The 11946-nt window shown below is 72.0% G+C and carries 9 protein-coding genes; 3 read left to right on the forward strand and 6 right to left on the reverse strand.

Going from position 1 to position 11946, the window contains the following annotated elements; genetic code table 11:
* Nucleotides 1-60: 60 nt before the first annotated feature.
* Nucleotides 61-1704, reverse strand: a complete 1644-nt coding sequence (locus ACGH7X_RS30905; RefSeq protein WP_399891155.1) for an acyl-CoA dehydrogenase family protein — start codon at nt 1702-1704, stop codon at nt 61-63.
* Nucleotides 1705-1802: 98 nt separating this feature from the next.
* On the opposite strand from ACGH7X_RS30905, the gene ACGH7X_RS30910 reads away from it, so the two are divergent.
* Complete coding sequence (locus ACGH7X_RS30910) at nt 1803-3005, forward strand: YihY/virulence factor BrkB family protein (protein WP_399891158.1); 1203 nt, start codon at nt 1803-1805, stop codon at nt 3003-3005.
* Nucleotides 3006-3039: 34 nt separating this feature from the next.
* On the opposite strand, the gene ACGH7X_RS30915 is transcribed toward ACGH7X_RS30910, so the two are convergent.
* Nucleotides 3040-3906 (reverse strand): NmrA family transcriptional regulator, encoded by an 867-nt coding sequence (locus tag ACGH7X_RS30915; protein WP_399891161.1) that lies wholly within the window; start codon nt 3904-3906, stop codon nt 3040-3042.
* Nucleotides 3907-3988: 82 nt separating this feature from the next.
* Between ACGH7X_RS30915 and ACGH7X_RS30920 the strand changes: the two genes are divergently transcribed.
* Nucleotides 3989-4921, forward strand: coding sequence for an AraC family transcriptional regulator (locus ACGH7X_RS30920; RefSeq protein ID WP_399891163.1), 933 nt, complete (start codon nt 3989-3991; stop codon nt 4919-4921).
* A 10-nt stretch (nt 4922-4931) separates the two neighbouring features.
* Nucleotides 4932-5621 carry a helix-turn-helix domain-containing protein gene (locus tag ACGH7X_RS30925; RefSeq protein ID WP_399891166.1) on the forward strand — a complete coding sequence of 230 codons (690 nt, stop codon included), beginning with the start codon at nt 4932-4934 and terminating at the stop codon, nt 5619-5621.
* On the opposite strand, the gene ACGH7X_RS30930 is transcribed toward ACGH7X_RS30925, so the two are convergent.
* The 4 genes from ACGH7X_RS30930 to ACGH7X_RS30945 form a co-directional block, all read right to left on the reverse strand.
* Complete coding sequence (locus ACGH7X_RS30930; protein WP_399891169.1) at nt 5601-6005, reverse strand: VOC family protein; 405 nt, start codon at nt 6003-6005, stop codon at nt 5601-5603. The two genes, ACGH7X_RS30925 and ACGH7X_RS30930, sit on opposite strands and share 21 nt — an antisense overlap.
* 143 nt (nt 6006-6148) lie before the next feature.
* Nucleotides 6149-8221 (reverse strand): DUF4185 domain-containing protein, encoded by a 2073-nt coding sequence (locus ACGH7X_RS30935; protein ID WP_399891172.1) that lies wholly within the window; start codon nt 8219-8221, stop codon nt 6149-6151.
* Nucleotides 8222-8249: 28 nt separating this feature from the next.
* Nucleotides 8250-10355, reverse strand: coding sequence for an N-acetylmuramoyl-L-alanine amidase (locus ACGH7X_RS30940; RefSeq protein ID WP_399897444.1), 2106 nt, complete (start codon nt 10353-10355; stop codon nt 8250-8252).
* Nucleotides 10356-10412: 57 nt separating this feature from the next.
* On the reverse strand, nt 10413-11915 hold the full coding sequence (locus ACGH7X_RS30945; protein WP_399891175.1) for an FG-GAP repeat domain-containing protein: 1503 nt from the start codon (nt 11913-11915) through the stop codon (nt 10413-10415).
* Between the last annotated feature and the right edge of the window lie 31 nt (nt 11916-11946).

Consider the following 11946-nt stretch of genomic DNA (forward strand, 5'->3'; position numbering starts at 1 on the left):
CCCGTGTGGCGGGGGTGGTGCCGTGTCGGCGCAGCACCACCCCCGCGCCACGCGGCGGGATCAGGCCACCGGCCGGGCCCGCTCCACCACCGACGCCAGGTCCAGCGTGGGCGGCAGCGTGCCGAAGGCCGCGCCCCCGTCACCGCCCAGCCGCGAGGCGCAGAACGCGTCGGCCACCTCCGGCGGCGCGTACCGGACCAGCAGCGCGCCCTGGAACACCAGCGCCAGCCGCTCCACAAGACGCCGCGCCCGCCCCTCGGCGGCCTCCAGGTCGGCCAGTTCCGTCAGCAGACCCCGGATCGCCCCGTCCAGCCGGTGATCGGCGCCGCGCGCCAGGCCCACCTCCGTCAGATACGCGTCCAGTGCCAGCGGCTCCCGCCCCAGCGCCCGCAGCACGTCCAGCGCCTGCACGTTCCCGGCGCCCTCCCAGACCGAGTTCAGCGGCGACTCGCGCACCAGCCGGGGCAGGCCGGACTCCTCCACGTACCCGTTGCCGCCCAGGCACTCGGCCGCCTCCACCGCCAGCGGCGCACACCGCTTGGTCACCCAGTACTTGGCCGCCGGCACCGCAAGCCGCAGCAGTGCCCGCTCCCGCTCGTCACCGGCCTGAGCGGCGTCGTACGCCGCCGCCAGCCGCAGCGCCAGCGTGGTGGCCGCCTCCGACTCCAGCGCGAGGTCCGCGAGGACGTTGCGCATCAGCGGCTTGTCGACCAGCCTCCCGCCGAACGCCTCGCGGTACGCGCAGTGGTGCACCGCCTGCGCCACCGCCTGCCGCATCAGGCCCGCCGAGCCCAGCACGCAGTCGAGCCGGGTCGCCGCCACCATGTCGATGATCGCGGGCACCCCGCGGCCCTCCTCGCCGACCCGGCGCGCCCAGGTCCCGGCGAACTCGACCTCGGCGGAGGCGTTGGACCGGTTGCCCAGCTTGTCCTTGAGCCGCTGGATCAGGAAGACGTTGCGGGTGCCGTCCGCCAGCACGCGCGGCACCAGGAAGCAGGTCAGCCCCCCGGGGGCCTGCGCCAGCACCAGGAAGCCGTCCGACATCGGCGCCGAGCAGAACCACTTGTGCCCGGTCAGCTCGTACGTCCCGTCCTCGGCCAGCGGCCGCGCAGCGGTGGTGTTCGCCCGTACGTCGCTGCCGCCCTGCTTCTCCGTCATGCCCATCCCGAACAGCGCCCCGGCCTTCAGGTGGGCCGGCCGCAGCTCCCGGTCGTAGACCCGGGAGGTCAGCCGGGGCTCCCACTCGGCGGCCAGGTCCGCGTCGGCGCGCAGGGCCGGTACCGCCGCGTGGGTCATCGACAGCGGACAGCAGTTGCCCGCCTCCACCTGGGTCCACATGAGGAAACCGGCCGCGCGCCGCACGTGACCGCCCGGCCGGGACCAGGCGTCGGTCAGCCCCGCCGAGACGCCCTTGCCCAGCAGCCGGTGCCAGGACGGGTGGAAGTCGACCTCGTCGACGCGGTGGCCGTAGCGGTCGTGGGTGCGCAGGACCGGCGGGTTGTCGTTGGCCCGCGCGCCCCACTCCTGGCTCTGCAGCGAGCCGCAGCCGCTGCCCAGGCCCGACAGCTCCGCCAGCGCCTCCTCGCGCAGCTCCGGTGCCAGATGCCGCTCGACCGCCTCCCTCAGGGCCCGGTCGGCGGTGAAGACGTCGTAGCCGGTGAGCGGCGGCGCCTGATTCGTCACGGTGTGGGTACTGCCTGCCATGACGTGAACCTACCGTGCCGTGCGCCCGCGGCGGGCCGGGACGGATCGGAGGGCGTCCGCGGATGAGCGCGACCCTCCGCGGCGGATACCTTTAGGGCGTGCAGCCAGCAAGTGAATCCCCCGAACGGCCCCCGGGCCGGCTCCACCGTGCCCGGGTTCTGTACCGGAACGTATCCAAACGCAGGACCGCCTGGCTGTTGCTCAAGGACACGGTCAACTCGTGCATGGAGTACCGCATCCTCGGCCTGGCCGCCGAGGCCGCGTTCTTCACCCTGCTCTCGGTGCCGCCCCTGCTGCTGAGCCTCCTCGGACTGCTCGGCTACGTCGACTCCTGGATCGGCTCCGACACCACCGAGAGCCTGCGCGACAACATCCTGGACGCCTCCCGCGCGGTGCTCTCCGAGAAGGGAGTCAAGCAGATCACCGAGCCCATCCTGGACGACGTGATGAAGGGCGGCCGGCCCGACGTCATCTCCATCGGCTTCCTGTTCGCCCTGTGGTCGGGCTCCCGCGCGGTGAACGTCTTCATCGACACCATCACCGTGATGTACGGCCTCGACGGCGTCCGGGGCATCGTCAGGACCCGCCTGATGGCCTTCCTGCTGTTCGTCGTGGCGCTGCTGATCGGGTCGATCGCGCTGCCGCTGATGGTGGCGGGACCGGACGCCGTGGTGCGGATCGTGCCCTGGTCGACGACGGTCGTACAGGTTCTGTACTGGCCGGTCGTGATCATCCTGTCGGTGGCGTTCCTGACCACGCTGTACCACGTGTCCGTGCCCGTGCGCTCCCCGTGGATCGAGGACGTCCCCGGCGCGCTGGTCGCCCTCGCGATGTGGGTGTTCGGCAGCTTCCTGCTGCGCATCTACCTGACCAACACCGTCGAGGGCCCCACCATCTACGGTTCCCTGGCCGCGCCCGTCGCCGTGCTGCTGTGGATCGGCGTGTCCGCGTTCGCGGTGCTCGTCGGCGCCGCGGTCAACGCGGCCATCGACCGGGTGTGGCCGGCCGCCGCGACCGCCGCGGCCCGCGAGGCCAACGAGCGGCTGCGCCAGGCCCAGGTCGCCGAGTACGTGGCCCGCACCTCCGCCACCGCCGACAGCGACCCCGACATGCCCTCCGAGTTCCCGGAACGCTGGTCCCGCTTCCTGCCCCCCGAGGACGTCACGGCCCGCCTGCGCACCCACGCGAAGAACCCGCCGCCCACCAACCACAACAGCCGCGACCTCAACCACAGCCGCGACCACAACCACGACCACAGCCACAACCACGACCAGAACCACGACAAGCCCGAGGCCTCGTGACCGTCCCCGACCGCCTCGGGGGAGACCGGCGCCGCTAGACGGTTTCCGACGGGTCGGGCGCCTGGTCCCACCACCCCGCCGCCGCGCCCTCGCGCACGAAGTCCCCGAAGTCCCCCGGCGCGCGGCCCAGCACCTCCTGGACCCCGTCCGACAGACGGGCGTTGCGGCCGTCGAGCAGCGAGCCGAACAGCTCCACGAGGAACGCGGCCTCCTCCTCCGGCACACCGAAGGCGGCCAGGTTCTCGCCGTACTCGCCCGCCGAGACCGCCCGGTACGTCAGTGCGCGCCCCGTCTCCTTCGCGATCTCCGCCACCGCGTCCCCGAAGGTCAGCAGCCGCGGCCCCGAGACCTCCAGCACCCGCCCGGCATACCGGTCACCGGAGGTCAGCGCGGCCACCACGACGTCCGCGACGTCCCGCAGGTCCACGAACGGCTCCCCGACCCCGCCGGCCGGGAACACCAGCTCCCCGTACTCACGCAGCTCCGCCACCAGCGGACCCTCGCTGAAGTTCTGCGCGAACCACGCGGACCGCACGACCGTCCAGTGCGCGCCCGCCCCGGCCAGCGCCTCCTCGGCCGGCCGCGCCTGTTCCTCGCCCCGCGCCGACAGCAGCACCAGCCGCCGTACACCGAGCCGGACCGCCTCTCGCGCGAGCGCCCCCACCGTTTCGGCGGCGTCGGGGGCACCGATGTCGGAGGGATGCACCAGGTACGCCCCGTCGGCGCCGCGCAGGACGTCCGCCCAGGTCGACCGGTCCCGCCAGTCGAAGCCCGTCGCCCGGGACGCCGCCCGCACGCCCAGCCCGGCCGCCCGCGCCGCCTCGGCCACACGCCGTCCGGTACGCCCGGACGCCCCCGTCACCACGATCGTCATGTTCTCTCGCCCGCTCGTCCGTGTCATGACGTCAGTCAACCGCCGGGCGTCGAACGTTCCCATCGCCGAACGGCTCGCTCGCATGCGCGTGCGTCTACGCTGTGCGGTCATGGACGCACTCGCCGGCCTGCTGGAGGGCCCCCGCGCCCGCGGGGCGTTCATGATCCGCGCCTGTTTCGACCCGCCGTGGGCCGTACGCGTCGAGGACCGGGCGCCGCTGACGGTGATGCTCATGGTCCGCGGCGACGCCTGGATCGTGCCGGACACGGGGGAGCGGCTGCGGCTGCGGGCCGGGGACCTGGCCATCGCGCGCGGCCCCGACCCGTACACCTGCGCCGACGACCCCGCCACCGCCCCGCAGGCGGTGATCCTGCCGGGCGGCGCGTGCAGCTACCCCGACGGACGCCCCCTCAACGGCTCGATGGACCTCGGCGTACGCACCTGGGGCGACCGCCCCGACGGCGAGGCGGTCCTGCTCATCGGCACCTACCTGGTACGGGGCGAGATCGGCGGCCGCCTGCTCGACGCCCTGCCCCCACTGCTGTCCCTCACCTCCGACGCGTGGGACAACCCCCTCACGCCCCTGCTGACGGCGGAGGTCACGCGGGACGAACCGGGCCAGGAGGTCGTCCTGGACCGGCTCCTCGACCTGCTGGTCATCGCCGCGCTGCGGGCCTGGTTCGCCGGCCCGTCGGCCGAGCCGCCCGCCTGGTACCTGGCCCTGGGCGACCCGGTCGTCGGCCGGGTGCTGCGGCTGCTCCAGGACGACCCGGCGCACCCCTGGACGGTCGCGTCCCTCGCCGCCAAGGCCGGGGTCTCCCGCGCCGCGCTCGCCCGGCGCTTCACCGACCTCGTGGGCGAACCCCCCATGGGGTACCTCACCGGCTGGCGCCTCGCCCTGGCCGCCGACCGGCTGCGCGACACCGAGGACACCCTCGGCGCCATCGCCCGCCAGGTCGGCTACGGCAGCGCCTTCGCCCTGTCCACCGCCTTCAAACGGGTCTACGGCGTCAGCCCGCAGGAGTACCGGAGCCCGGCGTAACCTGGCACGCGTGTACGCGGAACGGGCGTCCCGGCTGACCGGCGCGGTGGTGTGGACCAACACCCCGACCGAGCCAGGACCCGGCCGGGTCCTGCCCGACGGCTGCATGGACCTGCTCTGGTACGACGGCCGGCTGCTGGTCGCGGGCCCCGACACCCGCGCGTACGTCACCGAAGGCGCCCTGGGCCGCTGGGCGGGCGTCCGCTTCTACCCCGGCACCGCACCCGCCCTCCTCGAAGTCCCCGCCGACGAACTGCGCGACCGGCGCGTCGACCTCACCGACCTCTGGCCGGCCGCGCGGGCACGGCGCCTGGCCGCCCGGGTGAACGCGGCCCCCGACCCGGCGACCGGCCTGGAGCAGGCCGCGCTGTCCCGGGCCGCCGAGACCGAGCCCCCCGACCCGCTGCTGCGCCGTGTCGTGGCCGCCCTCGACGCGGGCCGCCCGGTCGCCGCCACCGCCGACGAACTCGGCATCGGAGCCCGCGGGCTGCACCGCCGCTCCCTGGCCGCCTTCGGCTACGGCCCCAAGACGCTGGCCCGCGTACTGCGGCTGCAACGCGCCCTCGCCCTGGCCCGCGACGGCGCGCCCCTCGCCGAGACGGCCGCCCGGGCCGGGTTCGCGGACCAGGCGCATCTGGCGCGGGACGTGCGCGAGTTGGCGGGCCTGTCGCCCGGCGAGCTACTGCGCCGGCGTGGCTAGCGGCGCGAACAGGTCGACGCCGTGGCCGTCGGGGTCGCCCAGCACGGCGTACCGCTGTCCCCAGGGGGCGTTCCAGGGCTCGCGCTCGCCGTTGCAGCCCGCGCCCGTCAGCTGCGCGTAGAAGGCGTCCACCTCGGCGGGCGTGTCGCACAGCAGGGCGAGCGAGTGCCGCCCGCCTCCGGCCGGCGGCTGCCACCCGGGGGTGAAGGAGCGGATGGACTCCTCGGTGTCCAGCAGCAGCCGGATCCCGCCCGGCAGTTCGGCCTCGGCGTGCGGCTGCCCCTCGGAGCCCTGGGGGAAGGCGAAGCCGAGCCGGCGGTAGAAGGCCACGGAGGCGGCCATGTCGGAGACGATGAGGCTGATGGCGTTGAATCGTGCGGTCATGGGGCCACCGTAGGCAGGGCGTGCGGGCCGGGTCTTGGAGAAAACGGACACCGGGCGGGGCGTGGCGGCACGCCGCCGGCCGCGGCCCCCGTACGGAGGGGACCGCGGCCGGTGGGGCCGTCCGCAGGTGCGGAGCTACCGCGTCACAGACTTGTCTCTCCCGCGAGCCCGAAGAAGTCGTGCCACTTGCGACCGTCCACGAAGCCGTCCCGGCCGTTCGACAGGTTCACGTACACGTCGGCCAGGTCGTTGTGGGTGAAGGTGACGATGTCGTCCTTGCCGTCGCCGTCGTAGTCGCCGACGTACGGGAACTCGCCGTCCGGGGCGAAGTAGTCCGCCCACTTCTGCCCGCCGCCGAAGACGGCACCGTCCGACAGCGCCACGTAGACGTCCTTGGCCTCGCCGCCCGTGAAGGCGACGACGTCGTCCTTGCCGTCCCCGTTCACGTCGGCGACCCGCGGCCGCTCGCCCTCCGGCGCGAAGTGGTCGTGCGCCTTGCGCGGGGCGCCGAACCCGTCGCCCTCGTTGAGCGCCACGTACACCTCGCTGTTGGCGTCCTGGGTGAAGGCGATGATGTCGTCCAGGCCGTCTCCGTCGACGTCGCCGACCGCGGGGAACTGGGCCCAGGGCGCGAAGTCGTCGTGCCACTTCTCGCCCGTCCCGAAGGACGTGCCGTCCGAGAGGGCGACGTAGACGTCCGCGGTGTCCTGGCGGGTGAAGGCGATGATGTCGTCCTTGCCGTCCCCGTCGAAGTCGCCGACCGCCGGCACCTCGCGGCCCGGCGCGAAGTGGTCGCTCCACTGCTGCCCCGTGCCGAAGGACTCACCGTCCGACGGTGCGACGTACACCTTCGCCTCGGTCCCGTGGGTGAAGGTGACGGCGTCGTCCTTGCCGTCGCCGTCGAAGTCGCCCGTCAACGGGGTCTCGCCGCCCGGCGCGAAGTGGTCGTTCCACAGCGCCGACTTGCCGGCGAAGGCGCTGCCGTCGGACTTCGCCACGTACGCCTCGGCCCGGTCGTCCTGGGTGAAGGTGGCGATGTCGTCCTTGCCGTCCCCGTCGAAGTCGGCCGGGGAGCCGCCCATGATGCCGCCGCCGGTGAGCCGCACCCGCATCAGGAACGAGTTGTACGGCTGCCACTGCGACATCGTGAAGTACAGGTACGGGCTGTTGGAGTCGGCCGACCACGGGTGGATGAACGACCCGTACAGCTGCGGGAAGTCCGCACCCGACGCCACCACCTGCTTGTCGCTCCACGGACCCCACGGCGTCGCCGAGGTCCGCATCACGATCGAGCCGCCCGGGTCGTCCAGGTACATCATCACGAAACGGCCGAGATAGCGGCTGTACTGCACGGACAGCTCACCCACCGGAGCCCCGGCCACGGGCGTCGCGGCGGCCGGGTCGGTCACCCAGGAGCCGCCGGTCCAGTAGCGGTAGGCGCCCGGCTCCAGAAGCTGGTTCTCCGGCACGCGGGACAGATGCACGTTGCCGAACCGGCCGTTGGGCGTGCCGTACATGTAGACGTAGCCGCCCTGCTTGAGCATCGCGGCCATCTGGAACTTGTTGCTCCAGGAGCCGTTGTTCTGCCAGCGGGCGTCGGCGTCCTTGACCCAGTTCTCGCCGTTGTCGTCGGAATAGGCGATGCCCGAGTAGTTGGTGAACCACTCGCCCGGGGCGCCCCAGCGACGCACCGACATGTAGTGCATGTACTGACGGTTGCCCACCGAGATGCCCGCGGTGGGGATCGTGGTCAGTTCGTCGTCGTTGACGCGCTTGCAGGGCAGCAGTTGCTTGGCGTGGCCCGGCCGGTCGGTCGCCATGCTGTCGATGTTCATGCCGTCGGCGAGGTTGCGGTCACCGCTGCGGGCGAGCAGATTGCAGCGCCAGTCGAGCGTGGCCGGATCGCCGACCGCGGCACCGGGGCCCGTCCAGCCGTTGCCGTACGAGTCGCCGAAGGCCGTCAGGATCTCGCCCTTGCCGTTGTCCCACATGATGCCGAGGTCGGTCGCCTTCAGCTGCCAGCGGGCATCGGTGGCACTGGTCGAGCCGGGCCCCGTCAGCTTGGCGACGCGCTCGGCACGCGAGACCACGCCCGCGGCCTTGGCGCCGGACTCCTGAGCCGCGGCGGAACTCGTCGCCCCCGCGAAGAGGGAGCCGATGACCAGCGAGGCGAGCGACAGCGCGACCGGGAGTCGTCTCCCGGTGATGCGTTTCACCACGTGTTCCTTCCTGTGAGAGGTCCTGCTAGAGGGTGGTTTCGCCGGGGGTGCCGAAGAACTCGTGCCATTTGCGGCCGTTGATGAAGGCGTTGGTGCCGTTGGAGAGGGCGACGTAGACGTCGGAGTCGGCGCCCTTGGTGAAGGTGACGATGTCGTCCTTGCCGTCGCCGTCGTAGTCGCCGAGGTAGGGGAGTTCGCCGGTGGGGGCGAAGAACTCGTTCCAGAGCTGTCCGGTGCCGAAGCGCGCTCCGTCGGAGAGGGCCACATAGACGTCGGAGTTGGCGCCTTGGGTGAAGGCGACGATGTCGTCCTTGCCGTCGCCGTTCACATCCCCGATACGGGGTTGTTCGCCGGTGGGGGCGAAGTGTTCGTGGACGAGTTGTCCGGGTCCGAAGGCGTTGGTGCCGTTGGAGAGGGCGATGTAGACGTCGGCGGTGTCGCCTTGGGTGAAGGTGATGATGTCGTCGTTGCCGTCGCCGTTGATGTCGCCGATGGCCGGGAATTCGCCGGCGGGTGCGAAGTGGTCGTGCCAGACGGTGGCGGGTCCGAAGCCGTCGACGCCGTTGGACAGGGCGACGTAGACCTTGGCGTTCGTGTCGTGGGTGAAGGTGATGATGTCGTCGTTGCCGTCGCCGTTGATGTCGCCGACGGCCGGGATCTCGCCGCCCGGGGCGAAGTGGTCGTGCCAGACGGTGGCGGGTCCGAAGCCGTCGACCCCGTTGGACGGGGCAACGTAGACGTCGGAGTCGGCGCCCTTGGTGAAGGTGACGGCGTCGTCTTTTCCGTCTCCGTTGAAGTCGCCGGTCAGCGGGGTCTCGCCGCCGGGGGCGAAGAAGTCGTGCCAGACCTTCGCGTCGCCGAACCCGCTGCCCGTGGAGGGGGCGACGTAGACGTCCGCCTCGGGGTTCTGCGTGAACGTGATGATGTCGTCCTTGCCGTCACCGGTGAAGTCCGTCGGCGAACCACCCGGCGTGCCGCCGCCCCCGCCACTGGTGACGAGCTGCATGTAGTAGCCCCAGTTCCAGTGCGGTCCCGGATCGGTGTGGTCGTTGCCCGGCAGTTCGTTGTGGCCCAGGATGTGCGCGCGGTCCTTCGGGATGCCGTGCCGGTCGCACAGGTACCGGGTCAGAGCGGCGGACGAGCGGTACATGGTGTCGGTGAACCACGAGGCGTTGTCGACGTACCCCTCGTGCTCGATCCCGAGCGCCGACGCGTTCGCGCTGCGGGCGTGGTACGCCGTGTCGGCGTCCCGCACCGTCTGGGTCACGTCACCGTCGGACGAACGGACCACATAGTGGGCGCTGACGCCCGACGCGCCGTTCTGGAACCAGCTGATGGAGCCCGCGTACGAGCCCTGCGTGACATGGATGACGACCTTGTCGATCCGTGCCGCACGCCCGGCCTGGTAGTTGTTCGGGTGGGCGGGAGCCCAGTGGGCGGGCCCGTAGTCGGCGCTCAGCACCGAGGCCTCGGCCGCCTCGCCGTCCCCGGTGGACATCCCGAACGGGAGGGCCTGCTCGTACGGCCCACGTTCCGGCGCCACCTTCCGCGCCCGCACGGTGACGCGCTCGCCGCCCCGCACCTTCTGGGCCAGCCCCGTGCCGAGGAGGCCGTAGGCGGTGTCGGCGTACAGCCGCGCCGTGTCGGCCCGGTCCGCACCGCCGTACTCGGCGACGACGGGATACCACTCGTCGATACGTCGCCGTTCGGCCGCGTCCAGCCCGAGTGCGTCGGCGTGGGAGCGCAGGACCGCGGCGGCACCCCGGATGTTGGACTCGGTGTCGCGCTTCAGTTCGGCGGTGGGCAGGCCGGTCAGTTGGGCGGCGGCCTCCAGTGTGTGCTGCCGCGGATTGCTGACGAGGTGCATCACCCCGTAGCCGCCCGCCGCGCTCGGCTCGCCCGCGTGGCCGTCGAGGTGGGTCTCCCCGTAGCCGACGGCGACCAGGAGGTCACGAGGAACGTCGAACTCCTCGCTCGCGGCGGCGAAGGCGTCGTTGAGGGCGGCGCTGTCCGCCCGCTCCTCGGCGGTGGTGCGGTCGGCCGGGGTCGCGCTCGCCTGGCCGGTCAGGGTGAGCGCCGAGGTGAGCAGGGCGGCGAGTACGGCCGCCCCCGCTCTGGCATGTCGGCGGATGAAGTCGTGTTGGGACAAGGGGTTCCCCCTGGAGACGAGGACGGAAAATGACCGGGTTCAGAGGGTGGTTTCGCCGGGGGTGCCGAAGAACTCGTGCCATTTGCGGCCGTTGATGAAGGCGTTGGTTCCGTTGGAGAGGGCGACGTAGACGTCGGCTTCGGTGTTGTGGGTGAAGGTGACGATGTCGTCCTTGCCGTCGCCGTCGTAGTCGCCGAGGTAGGGGAATTCGCCGGTGGGGGCGAAGAACTCGTTCCAGAGCTGTCCGGTGCCGAAGCGCGCCCCGTCGGAGAGAGCCACATAGACGTCGGAGTTGGCGCCTTGGGTGAAGGCGACGATGTCGTCCTTCCCGTCGCCGTTCACGTCGCCGACGCGCGGCTGCTCCGTGCCCGGGGCGAAGTGTTCGTGGACGAGCTGGCCGGGTCCGAAGCCGTTGGTGCCGTTGGAGAAGGCGACGTACACGTCTCCGGTGCTGCCTTGGGTGAAGGTGATGATGTCGTCGTTGCCGTCGCCGTTGATGTCGCCGATGGCCGGGAACTCGCCGGCCGGTGCGAAGTGGTCGTGCCAGACGGTGGCGGGTCCGAAGCCGTCGACCCCGTTGGACAGGGCGACGTAGACCTTGGCGTCGGCGTCGTGGGTGAAGGTGATGATGTCGTCGTTGCCGTCACCGTTCACGTCCCCGACCGCCGGGGCCTCGTGGCGCTGCGCGAAGAACTCGTGCCAGACGGTCGCCGGACCGAAGCCGCTGCCCTGGGAGAGCGACACGTACACGTCGGCTTCGGGACCGTGCGCGAAGGTGACGACGTCGTCCTTGCCGTCTCCGTTGAAGTCGCCGGTGAGCGGGGTCTCGCCGCCGGGGGCGAAGAAGTCGTGCCAGACTTTCGCGTCGCCGAACCCGCTGCCCGTGGAGGGGGCGACGAAGGCGTCCGCCTCGGGGTTCTGCGTGAACGTGACGATGTCGTCCTTGCCGTCACCGGTGAAGTCGGTGGGGCCGCCGCCGAAGATGCCCGAGCCTCGCTCCGCCTCGGCGAGGAGTGCACGTGCCTTGGCCTCATGCTGGTCGTAGCGCTCGGGATAGCCGGAACGCTGGACGCTCTGGGCGAGCCCGCCGGGGCTGTAGCCGGGGTTCGCACGGTCGTTGGCGATGGCGGCGGTGACGAACCGCGTCGCCGCGTACCAGGGGTCCATGATCTGTTCGACGGTTCCCCAGCCGTAGCTCGGGCGCTGCTGGAAGACGCCGATGGAGTCCTTGTCGCCGCACGGCAGATTGTTCATGTGGGACTCGACCCACCCGGCCTCGAAGGCGGCGAGGGTCACCTTCGCGTTGGCGTTGTGGGCGCGGGCGACCCGCAGGACGTCCACGAGGACGGTCGGGTCGTGGGTCGCCGGAACGGCGCAAGAGGCGTCCAGTATCTCGGCGTTGGCCAGGTTCCGGGGAGGCAGCGGCAGCGGGTCGGAGGCCGCCTGGACGGGGGCGGTGGCGGCGGCCACGAGCAGACCGACAGACGCGAGGCCTGCGACGCAGGAGGACAGGAGAACGCGGTGATGTCTGAGCCGGGACATGGGTGTGCCCTTTCGGAGTCACGGTTCGGTG

Source organism: Streptomyces sp. BBFR51, from assembly GCF_044591655.1.
In the GTDB taxonomy this organism is placed as follows: domain Bacteria; phylum Actinomycetota; class Actinomycetes; order Streptomycetales; family Streptomycetaceae; genus Streptomyces.

Bases quoted from the DNA above. Each gene is read 5' to 3' on its own strand.
- ACGH7X_RS30905 (WP_399891155.1), bottom strand. From the start codon at position 1,704: ATGGCAGGCAGTACCCACACCGTGACGAATCAGGCGCCGCCGCTCACC.
- ACGH7X_RS30915 (WP_399891161.1), bottom strand. From the start codon at position 3,906: ATGACACGGACGAGCGGGCGAGAGAACATGACGATCGTGGTGACGGGG.
- ACGH7X_RS30920 (WP_399891163.1), top strand. From the start codon at position 3,989: ATGGACGCACTCGCCGGCCTGCTGGAGGGCCCCCGCGCCCGCGGGGCG.
- ACGH7X_RS30930 (WP_399891169.1), bottom strand. From the start codon at position 6,005: ATGACCGCACGATTCAACGCCATCAGCCTCATCGTCTCCGACATGGCC.
- ACGH7X_RS30945 (WP_399891175.1), bottom strand. From the start codon at position 11,915: ATGTCCCGGCTCAGACATCACCGCGTTCTCCTGTCCTCCTGCGTCGCA.